18 protein-coding genes are annotated in these 19,463 nt (G+C 62.1%); 10 read left to right on the plus strand and 8 right to left on the minus strand.

Translation table 11 applies throughout. The features are described from left to right. Window positions 1-12: 12 nt before the first annotated feature. Window positions 13-933: a LysR substrate-binding domain-containing protein gene (locus tag APH36_RS08385; RefSeq protein WP_060498253.1), complete on the minus strand. Its 921-nt coding sequence runs from the start codon at window positions 931-933 to the stop codon at window positions 13-15. A 159-nt stretch (window positions 934-1,092) separates the two neighbouring features. On the opposite strand from APH36_RS08385, the gene APH36_RS08390 reads away from it, so the two are divergent. The 7 genes from APH36_RS08390 to APH36_RS08420 all read left to right on the plus strand — a co-directional run bounded on the left by APH36_RS08390 (window position 1,093) and on the right by APH36_RS08420 (window position 6,435). Further along, window positions 1,093-1,881: a YqcI/YcgG family protein gene (locus tag APH36_RS08390; RefSeq protein WP_060498254.1), complete on the plus strand. Its 789-nt coding sequence runs from the start codon at window positions 1,093-1,095 to the stop codon at window positions 1,879-1,881. Window positions 1,882-1,883: 2 nt separating this feature from the next. Next, the gene (locus APH36_RS08395; protein ID WP_060498255.1) at window positions 1,884-2,510 is read left to right on the plus strand and encodes a LysE family translocator; all 627 of its coding nucleotides are present in this window, start codon (window positions 1,884-1,886) and stop codon (window positions 2,508-2,510) included. Between the two features lie 39 nt (window positions 2,511-2,549). Continuing rightward, entirely contained in the window at window positions 2,550-3,632 is a 1,083-nt protein-coding gene (locus APH36_RS08400; RefSeq protein ID WP_060498256.1) for a hypothetical protein, read from the plus strand. A 136-nt stretch (window positions 3,633-3,768) separates the two neighbouring features. After that, window positions 3,769-4,464 (plus strand): sel1 repeat family protein, encoded by a 696-nt coding sequence (locus APH36_RS08405; RefSeq protein ID WP_060498257.1) that lies wholly within the window; start codon window positions 3,769-3,771, stop codon window positions 4,462-4,464. 125 nt (window positions 4,465-4,589) lie between these two features. Further along, window positions 4,590-5,282: an AzlC family ABC transporter permease gene (locus APH36_RS08410; RefSeq protein ID WP_060498258.1), complete on the plus strand. Its 693-nt coding sequence runs from the start codon at window positions 4,590-4,592 to the stop codon at window positions 5,280-5,282. After that, complete coding sequence (locus tag APH36_RS08415) at window positions 5,279-5,593, plus strand: AzlD domain-containing protein (RefSeq protein WP_060498259.1); 315 nt, start codon at window positions 5,279-5,281, stop codon at window positions 5,591-5,593. The genes APH36_RS08410 and APH36_RS08415 overlap by 4 nt, the downstream gene beginning before the upstream one ends. Next, on the plus strand, window positions 5,590-6,435 hold the full coding sequence (locus APH36_RS08420; protein WP_060498260.1) for an AraC family transcriptional regulator: 846 nt from the start codon (window positions 5,590-5,592) through the stop codon (window positions 6,433-6,435). The genes APH36_RS08415 and APH36_RS08420 overlap by 4 nt, the downstream gene beginning before the upstream one ends. 54 nt (window positions 6,436-6,489) lie before the next feature. Here the strand turns inward: APH36_RS08420 and APH36_RS08425 are convergent, their stop codons facing one another. Next, the gene (locus APH36_RS08425) at window positions 6,490-7,707 is read right to left on the minus strand and encodes an MFS transporter (protein ID WP_060498261.1); all 1,218 of its coding nucleotides are present in this window, start codon (window positions 7,705-7,707) and stop codon (window positions 6,490-6,492) included. Window positions 7,708-8,109: 402 nt separating this feature from the next. Here APH36_RS08425 and APH36_RS08430 point away from each other — a divergent pair, with 402 nt between their 5' ends. Continuing rightward, the gene (locus tag APH36_RS08430; RefSeq protein WP_003250422.1) at window positions 8,110-8,337 is read left to right on the plus strand and encodes a hypothetical protein; all 228 of its coding nucleotides are present in this window, start codon (window positions 8,110-8,112) and stop codon (window positions 8,335-8,337) included. Window positions 8,338-8,386: 49 nt separating this feature from the next. On the opposite strand, the gene APH36_RS08435 is transcribed toward APH36_RS08430, so the two are convergent. The 5 genes from APH36_RS08435 to APH36_RS08455 all read right to left on the minus strand — a co-directional run bounded on the left by APH36_RS08435 (window position 8,387) and on the right by APH36_RS08455 (window position 13,760). Continuing rightward, a complete protein-coding gene (locus tag APH36_RS08435) occupies window positions 8,387-8,869 on the minus strand; it encodes a copper chaperone PCu(A)C (protein WP_060498262.1) in 483 nt (160 codons plus the stop codon). After that, window positions 8,870-9,478, minus strand: a complete 609-nt coding sequence (locus APH36_RS08440) for an SCO family protein (RefSeq protein WP_016714700.1) — start codon at window positions 9,476-9,478, stop codon at window positions 8,870-8,872. A 195-nt stretch (window positions 9,479-9,673) separates the two neighbouring features. After that, on the minus strand, window positions 9,674-10,258 hold the full coding sequence (nfuA, locus tag APH36_RS08445) for a Fe-S biogenesis protein NfuA (RefSeq protein WP_060498263.1): 585 nt from the start codon (window positions 10,256-10,258) through the stop codon (window positions 9,674-9,676). Window positions 10,259-10,316: 58 nt separating this feature from the next. Continuing rightward, window positions 10,317-11,351, minus strand: a complete 1,035-nt coding sequence (locus APH36_RS08450) for an acyltransferase (protein ID WP_060498264.1) — start codon at window positions 11,349-11,351, stop codon at window positions 10,317-10,319. A gap of 108 nt (window positions 11,352-11,459) precedes the next feature. Next, on the minus strand, window positions 11,460-13,760 hold the full coding sequence (locus tag APH36_RS08455; RefSeq protein WP_060498408.1) for a fatty acid cis/trans isomerase: 2,301 nt from the start codon (window positions 13,758-13,760) through the stop codon (window positions 11,460-11,462). 175 nt (window positions 13,761-13,935) lie between these two features. On the opposite strand from APH36_RS08455, the gene metH reads away from it, so the two are divergent. Together metH and APH36_RS08465 are read left to right on the plus strand one after the other, a co-directional pair. Further along, a complete protein-coding gene (metH, locus tag APH36_RS08460) occupies window positions 13,936-17,643 on the plus strand; it encodes a methionine synthase (RefSeq protein WP_060498265.1) in 3,708 nt (1,235 codons plus the stop codon). A 108-nt stretch (window positions 17,644-17,751) separates the two neighbouring features. Further along, complete coding sequence (locus APH36_RS08465; RefSeq protein WP_012271636.1) at window positions 17,752-17,970, plus strand: DUF2970 domain-containing protein; 219 nt, start codon at window positions 17,752-17,754, stop codon at window positions 17,968-17,970. Window positions 17,971-18,236: 266 nt separating this feature from the next. Here the strand turns inward: APH36_RS08465 and APH36_RS08470 are convergent, their stop codons facing one another. Then, complete coding sequence (locus APH36_RS08470) at window positions 18,237-19,310, minus strand: ABC transporter substrate-binding protein (protein ID WP_060498266.1); 1,074 nt, start codon at window positions 19,308-19,310, stop codon at window positions 18,237-18,239. Window positions 19,311-19,463: the final 153 nt, after the last annotated feature.

Genomic DNA, 19,463 nt, shown 5'->3' on the forward strand with positions numbered 1-19,463 from the left:
TCGAGCGGGTGTTCAACCGTACAGGTAGTTGATGTCCTTGCAGGCCAGCGGCGGCACCTGGCCGAGCAGGAAGTCACGCAGCTTGTGCATTTGCCGCGCCTTGGGGCTGGCCTTGAGCCAGGTCATGTAGTAGCCGTCGCCGGTGGCCACGGCGTGCTTGAACGGTGTGACCAGGCGCCCGGCCGCCAGGTCGGCGCTGGCCAGTACCAGGTCGACCACCGAAATACCCAGGCCTTGCTGGGCGGCTGAAATACCCTGGTCGAGGGTATCGAACACTTGCCCCTGATCGATGCTGATATCCAGCGCATCCATGCGCGCCAGCCACCGCCGCCAGTCACGGCGGTCCGGGGACGGGTGCAGGAATTCGCACTGGGTCAGGTCGGCCAGGGCCGGCTGCGCTTGCGCCATGTAGTCGGGGTGGCACACGGGGATCAGCCATTCATCGAACAGCTTGAAGCTCTCGATATCGGCTGGAAAGCGCCCGTTGGCCAACAGGATGGCGCAGTCGTAGGGCTCGGAATAGAAGTCCACGCTGTCGATGTCCATCCACACGCTGGACAACTGCACGCTGCAGTTGTCCTCGTGCTTCTTGAAGGCATCCAATGCCCGCAGCAGCCACCGCACAGTGAGCGTGGACGGGGCCTTCAGGCGCAGGCCATAGCGGTCCTGGCGCAGCAATGCGCAGGCATTTTCGATGATCTTGAAGCCCACTTTCAGCTCTTGCGCCAGCAGGCGGCCGTGCTCGGTCAGGCTGAGCTTGGGGCCACGGCGTTCGAACAGGTCGCAGCCGAACATGGCCTCCAGGGTCTTGATGTGATGGCTGACCGCACCCTGGGTCAAGGCGAGCTCTTCCGCAGCGCGGGTAAAGGAGCCATAGCGAGAGGCCACCTCGAAGGCACGCAGGGCGTGCAAGGCCTGAATCCGTTCCGACATGGCGACGTCCCGAGCATGAGTAAGACTAATAGTAGGTCATAGTTCCACGCGTTTTACAACGTCAAGAGCGTCTCGGAAAATGCAGGTAAATAATAAACATAACCAAGATCCTGCCTGCATGTGGCTTGAACGTTCATTAAATTTACGCCTGGGGAAATCATGTTTACGGGATATGGAAATTGCTATCGCCTGGATGCGCTAGAGCTGGCCGATGAACATGTCTGGAACACGCAGCACTGGACTTACAAGACCATAGAGCATTTTCGCAGTATTCTCGCCAACCCTGACTTCCCCTGCCTGTTCGGCCGCAAGGCGGTCAACGGCGAAACCTGCCATATTCTTTTCGCCGGCGCCGAGCAGCTGGCCGATAACATCGCCCAAGGGCTGGCCGACTACGTGCGCACCGTCACGCCGATCAAACCCAAACAGCGCATCAGCAGCCCACTGGTGGTGTTTCTCGAAACGGCAGCGGGCAGCACCCTGGCCGAACAACAGGCGCTGGCCTGGAAAGTGTTGCGTGGCGTACATGCGCGCGACCCACACCCGTGGCCGCAAGGCATTCCCACCGACCCCGACGACACCGCCTGGTCGTTCTGCTATGCCGGCATGCCCCTGTTCATCAACATGAACTTCCCCGGCCACCAGCAAATGAAAAGCCGCAACCTGGGCCAGCACATCACCTTCGTCATCAACCCACGGGAAAACTTCGACGAAGTGGCCAACGCCAATACCGAGAGCGGCAGGAAAATCCGCGAGCGCATTCGCGAACGCGTGCACCATTACAACGACGGTGTCGTACCTGACACCCTCGGCTTCTTCGGCGATGCCGACAACTACGAGTGGAAGCAGTACCAACTTCAGGAGGCGGGGTCGCTCAACCCGTCGCGCTGCCCATTCCACGCCCATGCCGCACACCCGGCGGCAACCGACATACTGATCGAGAACTGACCGTGAATACCGCACTTACCGCCACCTATGCCCTCACTGTCCTGCTGCTTATCGCTACCCCCGGCCCGGTGGTGGCACTGATCGTCAACACTGCGGCCGCCTCCGGTTCGCGCAAGGCCATGTTTACCGCCGTCGGCACCAACTGGGCGTCACTGGTGCTGATCGGTGCAGCGGCCTGGATCATTCTCACCAGCGCCGCCATCGACAAGGCCTGGCTCAGCACCATGAGCCTGCTGGGCTGCCTGTTCATCGGCTACATCGCGGTGGGCACGTTGAGGGAAGCCCTGAAGGCGCCTGCCCCGGAAGCGGCGAGCGAAGCCCCCAAGGCTGGGCGTGGCGGGCTGCTGCAAGGGTTCATGGTGGGTATCTCCAACCCGAAGGACATCATTTTCTTCATCGCCTTCTTTCCGCAGTTCATCCAGATCACCGAGTCGTTCGGCAAAAGCATGGTGGTCCTGTCGCTGCTGTGGGTGGCCATCGATTTTGCCGTGCTCAGCCTGTACATCTTCGCCATCGGCAAGATCGCCTCGCAGCGGAGCAACCGCATGATAAGCCTGGCTTCCGGTGTGGCCCTGCTGCTGATCGCCGCCGGTGGCCTGCTGTACAACCTCAAGGAGCTGGCAGCCTGAACGTGAAGCGCAACACTCGGCGCAACCGAAGGAGCGACCATGGCCGTGACTGACATGAACGCATCTCCTTCACCGTTGCAGCAGGACTACCAACGCTTTCTGCTGCTGGGCAGCCGGCGTGCCCCGCTCACCGTGCATGTACACGAAAGTGGCTACCGCTCTGGCACCATCAATACCGATGCGCTCGGCCTGCGCTACAGCCATTGCGCCGGCAAGCGCTTTTCCGCAGCCGAGCGCGGCGGTGCTTCGCGTATCAACCTGCTGGTCGGCGGTTCCACGGCCCTGGGTATCGGCGCCAGCTCCGACGAGCACACGGTGGCCTCGCACCTGTCGATGCTCACCGGCGAAGTCTGGCTGAGCCTGGCCGGCTGCGGGCTCAACGCCAGCCAGGAGCTGCTGATGTTCCTGACCCACCAGCACCGCCTTGGCCAGCTCGGCCACGTGGTGGTGCTCAGCGGCCTCAACAGCCTGGCCCACGAAGCCCTCAGTGAAGTCCTCGCCAACCTCAACGGCCCGCAGCACGCCAAGGCCTACCAGGACTTTCTCAACAGTTTCAGCGAAGGCATGCAGCCCGCCGCACCACCCCGTCGGCAGTCGCTGTGGCGGCGTATCCGTCAGGCGCTGGCCACCCCTGTGGTCGCCGCCCCGGTCAGCTGGCCGCTGTCGCCCCCGGAAAAGCGCCTGGCCCGTGCTGCCGATAACATTGGCCGTACCTTGCGCCAATGGGACCGGCTACTGGCAGACAGCCACGCCACCCTCACCTTCATTCTGCAGCCGTTGCTGCCCTGGTGCCGGGATACCCTGCCTGCCGGTGAACAGGCCATGCTGACCGCGCTGCAGCAAAAACCGGCGAACTTCGACCGGCTGCTGGAGGGTGCATTCGACAGCCAGTTGCATTCGGCGTTTTTCCGCCGCATCAAGAGCCAGGCCGACCCTGTGCCTTGCTACGACATGAACTGCATGCTCAACAGCTCACCCGTGTTCGGGGCCGACCTGTTCATCGACCGCCTGCACCTGAACGATCTGGGCAACAATGCCCTGGCAAAGGTGATCACCGCCAAACTCGGTCTGGCCCAGGAAAAACACGCCCTGCGCAAGGTCACGCCGATCAAGCTCGTCTGACAGTTGCCAGGTGGTCTTCCGGCCGCCCGCCTGGGTGGCTAGAATACGTCGTCGTTCCGATTTGCCGAGGCGCACGCTTGACCGCCATGAACATCGAAGCCGTCCATCCTTGCCTGGCCGCCCATGGGGCTTGCCTGTGAGCCGCATGCGACGCCTGCCCCCGCTGTTGATCGCCCTGATGCCGCTGGCTGCGCACGCGCTGGAGGTGCGCATCGACCCTCATGCCGACCTGCTCTACCGCCAGGCTTTGCCGTTGCTGGAGCAGGCCGACAACCAGAGCGACAACGCCGATACTCTGCGCACAGCCGTTGGCGGCGACCCCGAGCTCAGCCGCCAGGGCCAGGCCCTGGCCCACACCTTGCCGACAGCGGTAGCCCTGCTGAAAAAATCGGTCGAGCTGGGCCACCCGGTCGCGCAGTACCGCCTGGCGCTGTACTACATCACGTACCTGCCCGTCGCGCAAATTCCGGATGCCGCCTGCCCGTTACTCGTGGCCAGCCTCCAGCAGGGGTTTGCCGCACCCGCGCCGGCCATCGCCACCTGGTGCCGGCCCTACAACGTCAGCAGCGAGTACCGCGCAGCGCTGGAAGCCATCCCCAGCATGGCCACCGTGTACGCCCCCTACTACCCGCAACCGGCCACCCGCCTGACCTGCAACCGCAGCCGGCCACAAGGCCTGGACATGCTGTGGGGGCGCCAGCGTGACTACCAGGCCGAAGTGTACCGCCTGCTCGGCGACCTCGACCCGCAGCACCGCCTGACCCTGCTGCAGAAGGCCGTGGACATCAATGGCTGTGTGACAGCACAACAGCATCTGACCCGCCATCCATAATCCACCGAGCTAACGCGCTGCTACAAGGGACTGCGCGCGGCAGGCGATAGACCAGCAAGATCGTTCAAGCCATGCTCCTACCCCTTCTGGCATGCTGGCCTACCACGTAAAGCATTGCAGCCATCATGCCCCACATCGCCCGCCAAGCCTTTCTCCACGGCGCCATCGCCATTCTTCCCCTGTCCCTGGCCGTCGCCCCCTGGGGGCTGCTGGCCGGCTCCATGGCCATCGAAGCCAACCTCACTGCCTGGGAAGGGCAAGGGCTGTCGGCCATCGTCTTCGCTGGCGCCGCGCAACTGGTGGCCATCGGCATGCTCAAAGGCGGCGCCAACCTGGCGTCGATCCTGCTCACCACCCTGCTGCTGACCTCGCAGCACCTGCTGTACGGCCTGTCGATGCGCCCGGTACTGTCCAGCCAGCCGCTGCGCTGGCGCCTGGGCCTTGGTTTTCTGCTGACCGACGAATTCTTCGCCCTGACCAGCCAGTACGACCAACAGCAGTTCAACCGCTGGTACGCCCTGGGGGTGGGCCTGACCTTCTATATTGCCTGGAACCTGTTTACCCTGGCCGGCATCCTGCTGGGCAAGAACATTCCACACCTGGACCAGTTCGGCCTGGACTTCTCCATCGTCGCCACCTTCGTCGCCCTGATCGCACCGCTGGTGCGCAACCTGCCCACGGTGGTGTGCGTAGCTGTGTCGTTGTTCTGCTCGGTATTGTTCAGCCATTGGCACTGGGAGACCGCCCTGGTGGCCGCAGGCCTGCTGGGTATGGGCGCCGGGTTCATCTGCCAGAAATTTGCCGGAGCCCGAGCATGACCTGGATCCTGATCTTTGCCATGGGCGCCATCGTGTTCCTCAACCGCTATGCATTCTTGGAGCCGCGCCTACCCTTGCGTCTGAGCTCCAACGCCAGGCAGTTCCTTGCCTTTGCCGTGCCGGGCATGCTCACCGCCATCTGCGGCCCGATCATCTTCATGCCCGAGCACCAGCTCAACCTGAGCCTGCTCAACCCCTACCTGCTGGGCTCACTGGTGGCCATCGCCCTGGTGCTGTTGACCCGCAGCGTATTGCTGAGCATGCTGGTGAGCATGTTGATCTTCTTCTTCCTGCGCAGCTGGCTGGCATGAGCACGCCCCTGCGCGAGCAGACACACCTCTGGCAGGCGCCGGCACTGGGCGACGTCGAGATGCTGCACGCGCGTTATTTCCAGCAGCGTTTCGCCCCGCATGTGCACGAAGGCTATGTGTTCACCGTGATCGAATCCGGGGCGCAGCGCTTCTGGCACCGAGGCAGCGAGCACTTGGCGCCGGTTGGCAGCATGGTGCTGATCAACCCTGACGAGCTGCATACCGGTGCCACAGCCCATGAAGCGGGCTGGCGTTATCGCGGTTTCTACCCCGAGCACGAGCGGGTAACCGGCGTGCTCGACGAGCTGGAACTGGGCCGTCACGGCATGCCCAGGTTCAAGGACAGCGTCATCCAGGACCCTGCCCTGGCCATCGCCTTCAGCCAGCTGCATCAGCTGTCCGAAGCCGGCGCCAGCGCCCTGCAGCAACAGACCGCCTGGCGCCAGGCGGTGCTGGCCCTGGTGCAGCGTCATGGGCAATGCGCCGAGCCTTCAGCCCCCGGCCACGAACCCCTGGCCGTGGCCCGCGCCCGCGAACTGCTGGAAAGCCAATTGGCCGACCCACCCTCGCTCGAAGCGCTGGCCGCCGCAGTCAACCTGTCACCGTTCCACTTCGCACGGGTATTCCGCCAGGCCACCGGCCTGCCGCCACATGCCTGGTTGAAACAACGCCGCCTGGCCCGCGCCCGGGAAATGCTGAAGAGCGGCCTGGTCGGTTCGGAAGTGGCGTTTGACCTGGGGTTTGCTGACCAGAGCCATTTGAGCCGGCAGTTCAAGCAGGCGTATGGGGTGACACCGGGGGCGTATCGGCAGGCTTGTGCTCAATCTTCAACACCCGCCTGAGGCATCGCAATACCCGCTCAAGCCTACCTCCACGTGCCACTACCGAGCGTCGCGTTACGCCGTATTGTCGGTATCAAGGGCACGTCCTTTCAGGTTCCAGCGTACCGGTGCGATGAACAGCATGAGCGTCATCCAGATGAAGGTTGCTGACCCCGCAAGCAGGAAGACCATGCTGGCAACCAGCCCTGAAACAGCATCCCCAATGACGGCCGTGAAGTAATAAAGGGAAAAGTTCCTGCCAACTTCGTGCTCATTCGACAAACACTGGATGTTTGTCACGATAGCGATATCGACAAATGCTCCGATGAAGCCAACCAGGAAGAGGATCAGCAGGAACAACCAGGTATTGAATTGCAGCGCTACTGCAGCCGAAAAAAACAGTGCGCCGTAAACCACCCAATAGCGCAGCACCAACCGTGCAGTGGTGCGCGGATTGAAGCGCGTGTAGAGCACGCCCCCCAGCACGGTGCCTGCCGCAAGCAGTGAAAATACGTAACCCACCGCAGCCTCAGAGGCAAAGTGTTCCAACACCGCCGCCGGGAGGATGAAGCGAATCACCGATGTGGCGAACATCGCACAGAGCGTAGTACAGCCAATAACGGCAAATAGCGGGACATTGCTGGCCTTGAGCTGATTCACGCTGCGCACGGTATCGCTAAATATGACACGCCCATCGAATGCCTGACGGACGCCTTGGCTGGAAGGCCCCACGGTAGCAATGGAAATAAAAGACAACACCAGGCATATCGCAAAGAACAAAAAGGTTGCATCGCGAGATAAAAGCAACACGCAGGCCGAAAACACCAGCGGCCCGATAATCGAGGCTGCATCTTCGATCACCTGAATACCACTGTTGACTGAAGCCAGTTGGCTCTTTTCGACGAGATCCGGAAAGTATGCGCGAAACGTAGGCACATACAGACATTCAAGCGCAGTCATGACCATCACGAAAGCCACCAACACGGGCAATGTCGGCGTGAACCAACTGAACAGGGCAAAGAAGGCAAGTGCCAGAAGGCATTTGGCCGCCTCGACCGCAAACAGCGTTCGCTTCTTATCAGCGTTATCTGCCAGCCAACCAGCCAAGGGAGAAAACACCATGCTCGGCAAGTAGCGGAAGAAATACGCGACGCCAATCAACAACAAATCCGCCTCGGTGATGAGCACGATGGTCACGGCAAATGCCGCTTCGAAGGCAAATTCACCACACTTGGAAAAGCAATAGCCCAATGCCAGTGAACGCGTTCCGGAGTTAAGACTCAACGCCTGCATAATCGTTGCTTTCCTCAGCCAGCGGTATAGAGCAACTGAATCTAGAGCTCATCCGCGGCTGGGCTCAACGCCAAAGTTGTAACAACACAGGCGCTGCCAGCACAGCTAATAGTGAGGCTCCGAATACGCCTACGCTCACTCACTATTGACGCAATCAGACCTGCCGCTGCCCAGCCGCGCGACAGAACGGCTCAGCACATCTCGTCAGCTCGCAAAAATTCGTGCCGCTACCGACGTAGCGGCATCCACTTTAAACACTGTGTTTACTCTTGCAGATAAGTAACTGTGTGTTACTTAAACGACAGAGTAGTGATTTTGGCGGCCTCGGCACCTTCTGCAAAGCCATCAGGAGCCCCGCCAACCCTCTGCTACACTGACAAGGCTGAATGGGAGGATCCTGCCATGTCCGAAAGAGAGCTCACCACCCTTCTGTCGCTGATGAACCAGCGCCAGGCCTGCCTGAGCAGTGCCTGCAAGGAGATTGCCGACTGGATCGACCGGCAGGGCGATGTGCCCGCCGCCGGCAAGATCCGCGCAAGCCTCAAGGCGCTGGAGGCCGACGAAGCCCAGGTCCGCAAGACGCTGACGTCGCTGACCCTCGACAGGCCGCTGCCGCGCTTTCGTAGCTGAAGGGTACGGCTGAAAAGAAAAGGGCCGCTAAACGCGGCCCTTTGATCGGTCAGTGCTTCATGTGCATGTGGTCATGCCCACCGCCGGCCTCGGCGTTGAGCGCACGCACTTCAGCCTGCACGTCCACGGTTTCCTTGCCGCCCTTGGCATCTTCGATGGTCAGGGTCAGTGGCACTTTCTCGCCTTCCTTCACCTGATTGTTCAGGCCCATCAGCATCACATGCAGGCCATTCGGGTCGAGGGTGACGGCCTTGCCAGCCGGCAGCTCGACAGACTTCACCTCACGCATGCCCATCACGTCACCGTTCATGGTCATCTCATGCACCTGCACGGTCTTGGCCACAGGCGAAGCCACGCTCACCAGCTTGCTGTCGCTGCTGGCGGTGAGGGTCATGAACGCACCGGTGGACTGCTGGTGCGGCACGCTGGCACGCACCCAGGCCTCACTCACGGTGGTCTGGGCCAGGGCTGGCAGGGCCAGGCCCATCAGTGCCAGGGCAGCCAGGCCGCGTTTGATCGGTTGCATCGACATTCAGCAGATCTCCATCAGGGTGACCAGGTCTTCGGCACATTCCTTGGCGTTCAGGGAATGGCCCAGGCTCAGGCGCAGGGTGCCACGCGTATCGTAGACGTAGCTGGTGGACGAGTGAGAGATGGTGTAGGTGTCGCCGGCCGGAACCTTTTCGTAGAACACCTTGAACTCCTTGGCCACCGCCGCGATTTCCTCGGGGGTGCCCGTGAGTGCGGTGAACGTGGGGTCGAAGGCTTTGACGTAGGCATCGAGCACTTCGGGCGTGTCACGTTCCGGGTCCAGGGTGATAAACACCACCTGGAACAGGTCACGGTCACGGCCACGCAGCAACTTGCGAATTTGCGCCGCACGCGCCAGGGTGGTCGGGCAAACGGCCGGGCACTGGGTGAAGCCGAAGAACACCATCGGCATGCTGCCGTAGAAGCTCGACAGGGTGCGCACGTTACCTTGCGGGTCTTTGAGACTGAACTTGCGCCCGAGGATTTCGTTGCTCATGTTCTTGCCGTACTTGAACTCGAGCCCCCGGGCCGGGCTGCAGCCTGCCAGCAGGCCAAGCCCGAGAACGCCCATCCCGGCGACAACTGCGCGCCGGGTATATAGATCATTCATGAAACCATCCTTTACAGGGAAGGTGCCGGCCCTCGGGATGGGCCGGCTGAAAAACCGGGGCATTCTGGCATGACACCCCAAGGGGTTCTACCCGACCAAGGCGGGGAAGGCCTGCAACCCTTTGAATACGGGCTGCGGCCTTTTGTCGCAGGGGTTGAAACCGTAACACTTTGTTGCTAGAGAGCCGCCTTTGGCTTAGTAGTAGGCGTTCTCTTTCTGGCTGTGGTCGGTCACGTCACGCACGCCCTTCAATTCCGGAACACGCTCAAGCAGGGTGCGCTCGATACCTTCCTTCAGGGTGACATCGGCCTGGCCGCAGCCTTGGCAACCACCACCGAACTGCAACACGGCGATGCCGTCGTCAACCACGTCCACCAGGCTGACCTGGCCGCCGTGGCTGGCCAGACCCGGGTTGATCTCGGTCTGCAGGTAGTAGTTGATGCGCTCGTTGATCGGGCTGTCATCGTTGACCATCGGCACCTTGGCGTTAGGCGCCTTGATGGTCAGCTGACCACCCATGCGGTCGGTGGCGTAGTCAACCAGTGCGTCTTCCAGGAACGGCACGCTGACCGCATCCAAGTAAGCGGTGAAGCTCTTCAGACCCACGGCGGTGTCGTCAGGCTTCTCTTCGCCCGGCTTGCAGTAGGCAATGCACGTCTCGGCGTACTGGGTGCCCGGCTGGGTGATGAAAATGCGAATGCCGATGCCAGGCGTATTCTGCTTGGAGAGCAGATCGGCCAGGTAGTCATGGGCGGCGTCGGTAATGGTTATAGCGCTCATGTAGGTTCCTCACAGACTTGCCGCCAAGTGTACGCCAACCCGCTCATTGAACAAAGTCCTAGTATTTGACTCGGGAAAGCGCATATTCAGGGGCCGCCCCGCGTGGCGCCGCCAGCCAGGCCTGCATGCGCCGGTACAGCCCCCGCTCCAGCCACTGGTAACTGAACCACGACATTAGTCCAATGGACGGCACGCACAGGGCAAACACCAGATACGGGTTCAACTGCAGGCGCTGGCTGGCGAACCAGCCGGCGTACAGCACCAGCACATGGACCAGGTACACCGAATACGAGCAGTCCCCCAAGGCCTTGAGCAGCCGGTTGCCTTGAAAAAGCGGCTCCAGCGCGATGAAGGCCATCACGATCATGGCGCTCGGCAGGCCCCAATGCAGCAAGCGCTGGGACGCATCCAGGTGATAAATGGCCAGGCCCGCCACAACCAGCACGCCCAGCGGCAACCACCGCCCTTGCCGGATCAGCCCACGGCGATACAGCACGCCCAGGCCGATGCCGAGCAAGAACTCGTAGATGATGTCGTTGTTGTAGAAGCGGCTTAGCACACCCAGCCGGCCCAGCACCTCGCTGGCCAGCAACAAGGCCGCGGTAACCAGCAACAGGTGATGACGCTGGCGCACCAGGAAGGCCAGGCCGAACAGCAGGTAGAAGAACATCTCGAAGTTCAGCGTCCAACCCACGTTCAGGGTCGGGTACAGGCCATAGCCTCCGGGGTTTTCTGCCGGGATGAACAGCATCGACAAGACCAGATGATGCCAGGCGAACACCTGATGTGGCATCCATTGGCTAAAAGCCAGCAGCAACAGGGCCATCAACGCGGTGTAGAACCAGTAGGCCGGCACAATACGCAGCACCCGATTGAGCAGGAACTGGCGCGGTTCGATGGTTTTGTCGCGGGTCGACAGGTAGATGACCAGCCCGCTGATGACGAAGAAGATGTCGACGCCTACGGCGCCACGGTCGGTAAGCAGTTGGCCAATGGGGCCGGTGGCGTGGAAGTCGAAGAAGATCTGCATGAAATGGTGGCAGACCACCACCCAGGCGGCGAACGCCCGCAGTGCCTGAAGCGAATACAGCATGAAGTACCCTGCGCTTGCCGGTGCGTTGAGGCCTTGGGAGCCTATGACAGCTCCCAGACCACCCAACCTGTCCGACCGCAGGGTACTCGGAAAGGTCAGCCTACCCGATCAGAGGTTCTCGTAGCGGTTCATGTCCAGCACCCCCGCCTCCACCGGCTGGGTCTCCTTGATGAAGCTGTTCAAGTCATGGAAGTAACGCCAGAACTCAGGGTGACTACGGCGCACGCCCCAGCGCATGACGATGCGCTCGAACTTCGCCGGGTCATCTTTCGCATACTCCATGTCCTCGACGAACTCCGCCACATCCTTGGTCGGGATGTTGAAGATGAAGTTCGGGTAGCTGCTGAGCACGCCCGGGGCCAACGTCAAGGTATCCAGCCCCGGCTGATAGCGGTACGCCTCACCCAGCAGGAACGCCACGTTGCTGTGCGCACGGTTGCGCAGCAGGCTGTACACCTGGCGCTGGCCGCCCTGCCCTTCGATACGCAGCATGGTTGCCTCGGGCAGCTGGTTGATTACCTTCAGCCCCGCAGCGGGGCGCGACACCAGGCGGCTGAGCGACTGCTCGGCATTGCGGAACTCTTCGCTCATCTGCGGCCGTGAGCAGAACGCGCCCTGGCAGCGGTTGATCGGGTCGGGCGTGGCATTCAGGCTGCCGGTGCGCTGCAACAGCTTCAGGCCAAAGTCGCGCTTGGGGTTGCGCGGGTCAAGCTGGATGCCACTCGGGGTGTCGGTGTCGATGTCCTCATAGTCCATCCACATCTTCACCTTGCCGCTGTTCTGGTACCAATCACCCAGGATCGCCTTGCGCTGGTCGGCCGGCATCAGGCGCAAGAAGTTGACCTCGGCACCGTTGCGAATCAGGTCGAAATACAGGCGCGTCTGCAATTGGTGCGAAACATTGCCGAACACGTCAAAGTTGACCGCCAACTGGTAATAGGTGCGCTCGAACAACGGGTAGTCGAACAACCACACGGTCAACGGCACGTCACCGATCAGGCCCTTGCTCACCGAGGCGCTGTCGAAGTGGCGGAAGATGCTCAGCAACGCGTTGTCGTTACCGGCCCACAAGGTCGACCAGCCCGGTGCCGGCATGTCGGCGTAGGCGTCACGGCGCAGCTTTTCGTACTCGTTGCGTTTGTCGCGGTAGGCGTGCCACAGGCTCAGCACGCTGCCCACGTCATCGATCTGGCCCGGCATGGCCAGCAGCGGCGTGGCCTCGCCACGGTATTTGGCGTCGGTGATGTAACGGTCGAAGGCCGGCTCCTGGAACAGCGCCCAGAAGTTATCGCGGATCACGTCAGTGGCGATCTGCCCACGGCACACCGGGCCCCGGATGAAGGTGCGTACGAAGTATTCGGCGTTATCCAGCATGAACTGGTAACGCGCCACTGCCGGGATCGCCTCGAAGGTTTCGAACGGGTTGGCCCGGTGACGCGGGCCGTAACCCGGCAGTGCGGTGGCGTGCCAGTCGCCGGCATAGAACAGCTGCTTCACCCGTTTGAGTTTCTGCGGCCCCATCGGGTAGGTGATGTGCGTCTTGTGCACGATCACACCCTGCACCGGGATCAACCGATAGTAGAAGTCGGTGCCCGGCGGGTCGTTGGGACGGCGCGTGGCAATGATGTCGGCCGGCTGGCCGCTCGGCGTGCGTGAACGCACCCACTGAAAGAAGTGGCCCTGCTCGCCGCCAACGAAGTAGATGTGCGCCAGGAACAGGTGCTCGTACAGCCAGCGGCCGACCAGCGCCTCGGTGGAACCCGGGCGGTTGAGCAGTTCTTCCCAATCAGCGATCTGTCTGGCTTCCGTTTCGCTCGGCTTGATCGGCTGGTATTCCACCGGCGCACCGGCCGCCAGCCAGCGGCGCATGGTGTCGTATTCCTTGTCGGTCAGCCCGGTCACCGCCAACGGCATGCCTTCTTTGGGGTGGGCGCCAGCATAGGCGTCGAATTCATGGGGCAACGGGCACATGTTGTTGCGGCTCAGGCCCAGGACGATGTCCTCGGGCAACTTGGCGTTGGGCGTGAGCGGGGTCTTGTGCCCCAGTTCCAGCATGCGCGCCATCAGTGCGGCCTGGCTGCCCTGGTTGTCGAGCACCGAGTAGAAGCCCTTCTTGCGCCATTGCTCTTCGCTGTGGGCGTCGTAGAACAGCCGCGTGGTGGGCACCGCCTTGCTGCGATCGCCCTCATAAACCGGGACCTTGCTGGCTCCGCGCACCGCGCCTTCGGGGCTTTCCAGCTTAAGTTGGCAGGCCGCGTCGTTGCAGGCGTGGCAGGCTACACACTTCTCGGTGAAGATCGGTTGAATGTCCCGGGTGTAGGAAATAGCCGGGCTCGAGTGGGGGGCTTGCCCGAACACCGCGCCGCTGATGAGCAGGGCGAAGGCGCCGGCAAGGATACGATGCACCATGTGCGAAAAGTCCTGGTTCTTGAAAGCCATCACGATTGTGCCTGGTCGTCCTTGGGTGCTGGTAATCGCCCCAACAACATGAGCAGTTTTCATGCAAATGGGCGATGTGCGTAAAAACCGCGCAGCTTTGTTATGATTCCGCACCTTCTGATATTTGCCCGACCAGGTAGTTCCTATGTCCGACCGCAGCGCTCGTCTCCAAGCACTCCAGAACGCACTCAAAGAGCGCATCCTGATCCTCGACGGCGGCATGGGTACTATGATCCAAAGCTACCGTCTCGAGGAACACGACTATCGTGGCACGCGTTTCGCCGATTGGCCAAGCGATGTCAAAGGTAACAACGACCTGTTGCTGCTCAGCCGCCCGGACGTGATCGCCGCCATCGAGAAAGCCTACCTGGATGCCGGCGCCGATATTCTCGAAACCAACACCTTCAACGCCACGCAGATTTCCCAGGCCGACTACGGCATGGAGTCGCTGGTCTACGAACTGAACGTCGAAGGCGCGCGCATCGCCCGCCAGGTGGCCGACGCCAAGACCCTGGAAACCCCCGACAAGCCGCGCTTCGTTGCCGGCGTGCTCGGCCCTACCAGCCGCACCTGCTCGATTTCCCCGGACGTCAACGACCCTGGCTACCGCAACGTCACCTTCGATGAGCTGGTCGAAAACTACATCGAGGCCACCCGCGGCCTGATCGAGGGCGGCGCCGACCTGATCCTGATCGAAACCATCTTCGACACCCTCAACGCCAAGGCGGCGATCTTCGCCGTGCAGCAAGTGTTCGAGGACGACAACGTCGAACTGCCGATCATGATCTCCGGCACCATCACCGACGCCTCCGGCCGTACCCTGTCCGGCCAGACCACCGAAGCGTTCTGGAACTCGGTGCGCCACGCCAAGCCGATTTCCGTGGGCCTGAACTGCGCCCTCGGCGCCAAGGACCTGCGCCCGTACCTGGAAGAGCTGGCGACCAAAGCCGACACTCATGTTTCGGCCCACCCCAACGCCGGCCTGCCGAACGCCTTCGGTGAATACGACGAGACCCCGGCGGAAATGGCTGCGGTGGTCGAGGAGTTCGCCGCCAGCGGCTTCCTGAACATCATCGGCGGCTGCTGTGGTACCACCCCAGGCCACATCCAGGCCATTGCCGAAGCCGTGGCCAAGTACAAGCCGCGTGAGATCCCGGAAATCGCCAAGGCCTGCCGCCTGTCGGGCCTGGAGCCGTTCACCATCGACCGCCAGTCGCTGTTCGTCAACGTCGGCGAGCGCACCAACATCACCGGCTCCGCCAAGTTCGCCCGGCTGATCCGTGAAGAGAACTACACCGAAGCGCTGGAAGTCGCCCTGCAGCAGGTCGAGGCCGGCGCCCAGGTGATCGACATCAACATGGACGAAGGGATGCTCGACTCCCAGGCCGCCATGGTCCGCTTCCTCAACCTGATCGCCGGTGAGCCGGACATTTCCCGCGTGCCGATCATGATCGACTCGTCCAAGTGGGACGTGATCGAAGCGGGCCTCAAGTGCATCCAGGGCAAAGGCATCGTCAACTCCATTTCCATGAAGGAAGGCGTCGAGCAGTTCAAGCACCACGCCCGCCTGTGCAAGCGTTATGGCGCTGCCGTGGTGGTGATGGCCTTCGACGAGGTCGGCCAGGCCGACACCGCCGCGCGCAAGAAGGAAATCTGCCAGCGCAGCTATGACATTCTGGTCAACGAAGTGGGCTTCCCGCCGGAAGACATCATCTTCGACCCGAACATCTTCGCCGTCGCCACCGGTATCGAAGAGCACAACAACTACGCCGTCGATTTCATCGAGGCCTGTGCCTACATCCGCGATCACCTGCCCCACGCGCTGAGTTCGGGCGGTGTGTCCAACGTGTCGTTCTCGTTCCGTGGCAACAACCCGGTGCGTGAGGCGATTCACTCGGTGTTCCTGTACCACGCGATCCAGAACGGCCTGACCATGGGTATCGTCAACGCCGGGCAGCTGGAAATCTACGACGAAATCCCGGCTGCACTGCGCGAAAAAGTCGAGGACGTGGTACTCAACCGCACCCCGCACGGCACCGACGCCCTGCTGGCGATCGCTGACGACTACCGGGGCGGCGGCGCCACCAAAGAAGTGGAAAACGAAGAATGGCGCTCGCTGCCGGTGGTAAAACGCCTGGAGCATGCGCTGGTCAAAGGCATCACCGCGTTCATCGTCGAAGACACCGAGGAATGCCGCCAGCAGTGCGCACGCCCGATCGAAGTGATCGAAGGCCCGCTGATGAACGGCATGAACGTGGTCGGCGACCTGTTCGGCGCGGGCAAAATGTTCCTGCCCCAGGTGGTCAAGTCGGCCCGCGTGATGAAGCAGGCCGTGGCGCACCTGATCCCGTTCATCGAGGCCGAAAAAGGCGACAAGCCGGAAGCCAAGGGCAAGATCCTGATGGCCACGGTCAAAGGCGACGTCCACGACATCGGCAAGAATATCGTCGGCGTGGTACTGGGCTGTAACGGCTACGACATCGTCGACCTCGGCGTGATGGTGCCAGCCGAAAAAATCCTGCAAACCGCCCGCGAACAGAAGTGCGACATCATCGGCCTGTCCGGCCTGATCACCCCGTCGCTGGACGAGATGGTGCACGTTGCCCGTGAAATGCAGCGCCAGGGCTTCGAGCTGCCACTGATGATCGGCGGCGCTACCACCTCCAAGGCGCACACTGCGGTCAAGATCGAGCCGAAGTACAGCAACGATGCGGTCATCTACGTTACCGACGCCTCGCGTGCGGTAGGCGTTGCCACCCAGCTGCTGTCCAAGGAACTCAAGCCGGGCTTCGTCGAGAAAACCCGCCAGGAATACGTGGAAGTACGCGAGCGCACCGCCAACCGCAGCGCCCGCACCGAGCGCCTGAGCTACAGCCAGGCCATCGCCGCCAAGCCGCAATACGACTGGGCCAGCTACCAGCCAGCGGTGCCCTCCTTCACCGGCGTCAAGGTGCTGGAAGACATCGACCTGCGCACCCTGGCCGAATACATCGACTGGACCCCGTTCTTCATCTCCTGGGACCTGGCCGGCAAGTTCCCGCGCATCCTCACCGACGAAGTGGTCGGCGAGGCGGCCACGGCGCTGTACAAGGATGCCCGAGAGATGCTCGACAAGCTGATTGACGAGAAGCTGATCAGCGCCCGCGCGGTGTTCGGCTTCTGGCCAGCCAACCAGGTCGCCGATGACGACATCGAGGTGTACGGCGAGGATGGCCAGCCGTTGGCCACCCTGCACCACCTGCGCCAACAAACCATCAAGCCGGACGGCAAGCCCAACTGGTCGCTGGCCGACTTCGTCGCGCCAAAAGCCAGCGGCGTCACCGACTATGTGGGCGGGTTCATCACCACGGCAGGCATCGGTGCCGAGGAAGTGGCCAAGGCTTACCAGGACAAAGGCGACGACTACAGCTCGATCATGGTCAAGGCCCTGGCCGACCGCCTGGCCGAAGCCTGCGCCGAGTGGCTGCACGAACAGGTGCGTAAAGAGCACTGGGGCTATGCCCGCGACGAGCAGCTGGACAACGAGGCGCTGATCAAGGAGCAGTACAGCGGCATTCGCCCGGCCCCGGGCTACCCGGCCTGCCCCGACCACACCGAGAAGGAAACCCTGTTCCGCCTGCTCGATGGCACCGCCATTGGCGAAACCGGGCCGAGCGGCGTGTTCCTGACCGAGCACTTCGCGATGTTCCCGGCGGCGGCGGTCAGCGGCTGGTACTTTGCCCACCCGCAGGCGCAATACTTTGCCGTGGGCAAGGTGGACAAGGACCAGATCGAGAACTACAGCGCGCGTAAAGGCCAGGATGTGAGCGTGAGCGAGCGCTGGCTGGCGCCTAACCTCGGGTACGACAGCTAACACCGCGCTGGCTTCTTCGCGGGTAAAACCGCGAAGAGGCCGGCACAGGCAACCCCATAGCCATTGCCTACACTGTCCCTGATTGCCTCTGATTCTTCAGGAGCCACCATGGACGATTCCAGCCAGGGCAAACCGCCTACCTTCTGGCAGATGCTGCACAGCATTCTCGCCGCCGCCTTCGGCGTGCAAAGCGGCAAGAACCGCGCCCGCGACTTTACCCACGGCAAAGCCAGCCATTTCATCGCACTGGGGACGCTGTTCACCCTGGTGTTCATTGCCGTCCTGATCGGCCTGGTGCAACTGGCCCTGCACCTTACCGCCCGCTAGAAATGAAAACGCCTGCAGGATTCCCTCCCGCAGGCGCTCGGACGGCTTCACGGTCTTGAGAACAGGTCTACTGGTGGCTGACCCAATACACGGCAGTGACCACCACCAACACGATCAGGCAGAGGATCGCCCAGGCATCGACGCTGCTGTCAGCTTTGCGGACCTTGGTTGAGTTTCCCATTGCATTGCCTCTTGTAGTGGTTATGGGAATGCACTTCACCACCAGCAGTTAAGACGAGCAATGCCCTTTCCTCAAGCAGGGTCTTTCAATATTCGACCGGTGCCGTCAGAAACGGATACTGGTAGCCAGACGGCCGCCCTTCGGCACTGTAACGCTGGAAATCGACACCGTAGTCGTCCCGTTCCAGCAGTTTCAGCCAACGCCTGGCCTTGGCCTGGTCGATCAACTGCAGCACCGGCACGCTGTGCTCGCGCAGGCCATCGCGGTTCAGCGCCAGCCCGTGTGCGTCGTCGTGCAGCATCACCATGGCCCAGCCACCCAGGGTAAAGTGCCCGCCCATCAAAACGCTCAGGCGCCCGTCGATACGCGCGCGCAAGGCCTCGGGCGAACTGTTGACCGCGCTGAACAGCACATCGCGCCCCGGCTTGCGCCCGGCGGCTTCGAACGCCTGCATGGCGCCAAAGGCCATTTCGTCATTGGCCGACCACACCAGACGCGTGGCCGGGTAGCGCTCCAGCAACTGCTGCGCCTGCTCGTAGGCGCGCTGGCGGCTCCAGCCGCCATACACCACCTGGCGCAGGCGCACCTGAGGGAAGTCGGCCAGCGCACGGCGCATGCCCTCCTCGCGCAGCTGCGAGGCCGGGGTCGTCTTGACCCCGGCAAACGCCACAAGGTCCACCGCCCCGACGTCGTGCGGCAGTTGCGCGACCATCTGGTGCAACATCTGGAAGCCCGCCTGCTCGTCGTTGCTCATCAAGGTGCCCAGCGGCTCGGCATACTTGTCGGGCTGGGCCTGAATGCTGCGAACCTGGCTGGCCGTCAGGCCGTTGTTGACCAACAGCAGTTTCACCCCCGTGCCACGCGACAGGCGCAGCACTTCGGGCGCGACGTACTGCTCGTTGACCAGCACCAGGTAATCCGGCCGCTGCGCCCCACTCAGGATCGCCCGGGCCTGGGTCAGGGCCAGGTCGGCGCGGCGCTCGCTGTATTCCACCCTGAGGGTCATGCCCAGCTCATCTGCGGCGGCCTGCATGAAGCGGGTGTAGCTGGTCCAGAACGTCTCGGTGGACAGCCCCGGGTTGAGGAAAACCACCGATGGCTGCGCGCTTGCCGCCAGCGGCAGGGCTAGACACAAGCTTTGGCACAGGGCCTTGAGCATAGGGTCACATCTCTGCGAAGCAAACACCGGATTATAAACGCCCTGCCTCGCCCAAGGCACAAATGGCAGTCAGTCTCACATAGTCCATTTGGTTCTTTTCATATGCTAAAACATCACTTTAGCGCATAACCGCAACCTGATATCGTTCCACGG

This window comes from Pseudomonas sp. NBRC 111133, from assembly GCF_001320605.1.
Classification (GTDB): domain Bacteria; phylum Pseudomonadota; class Gammaproteobacteria; order Pseudomonadales; family Pseudomonadaceae; genus Aquipseudomonas; species Aquipseudomonas monteilii.

Coding starts and splice junctions, on each gene's coding strand:
- APH36_RS08385 (WP_060498253.1), bottom strand. CDS start 933: ATGTCGGAACGGATTCAGGCCTTGCACGCCCTGCGTGCCTTCGAGGTG.
- APH36_RS08390 (WP_060498254.1), top strand. CDS start 1,093: ATGTTTACGGGATATGGAAATTGCTATCGCCTGGATGCGCTAGAGCTG.
- APH36_RS08400 (WP_060498256.1), top strand. CDS start 2,550: ATGGCCGTGACTGACATGAACGCATCTCCTTCACCGTTGCAGCAGGAC.
- APH36_RS08410 (WP_060498258.1), top strand. CDS start 4,590: ATGCCCCACATCGCCCGCCAAGCCTTTCTCCACGGCGCCATCGCCATT.
- APH36_RS08415 (WP_060498259.1), top strand. CDS start 5,279: ATGACCTGGATCCTGATCTTTGCCATGGGCGCCATCGTGTTCCTCAAC.
- APH36_RS08420 (WP_060498260.1), top strand. CDS start 5,590: ATGAGCACGCCCCTGCGCGAGCAGACACACCTCTGGCAGGCGCCGGCA.
- APH36_RS08425 (WP_060498261.1), bottom strand. CDS start 7,707: ATGCAGGCGTTGAGTCTTAACTCCGGAACGCGTTCACTGGCATTGGGC.
- APH36_RS08430 (WP_003250422.1), top strand. CDS start 8,110: ATGTCCGAAAGAGAGCTCACCACCCTTCTGTCGCTGATGAACCAGCGC.
- APH36_RS08435 (WP_060498262.1), bottom strand. CDS start 8,869: ATGTCGATGCAACCGATCAAACGCGGCCTGGCTGCCCTGGCACTGATG.
- APH36_RS08440 (WP_016714700.1), bottom strand. CDS start 9,478: ATGAATGATCTATATACCCGGCGCGCAGTTGTCGCCGGGATGGGCGTT.
- nfuA (WP_060498263.1), bottom strand. CDS start 10,258: ATGAGCGCTATAACCATTACCGACGCCGCCCATGACTACCTGGCCGAT.
- APH36_RS08450 (WP_060498264.1), bottom strand. CDS start 11,351: ATGCTGTATTCGCTTCAGGCACTGCGGGCGTTCGCCGCCTGGGTGGTG.
- APH36_RS08455 (WP_060498408.1), bottom strand. CDS start 13,760: ATGGTGCATCGTATCCTTGCCGGCGCCTTCGCCCTGCTCATCAGCGGC.
- metH (WP_060498265.1), top strand. CDS start 13,936: ATGTCCGACCGCAGCGCTCGTCTCCAAGCACTCCAGAACGCACTCAAA.
- APH36_RS08465 (WP_012271636.1), top strand. CDS start 17,752: ATGGACGATTCCAGCCAGGGCAAACCGCCTACCTTCTGGCAGATGCTG.
- APH36_RS08470 (WP_060498266.1), bottom strand. CDS start 19,310: ATGCTCAAGGCCCTGTGCCAAAGCTTGTGTCTAGCCCTGCCGCTGGCG.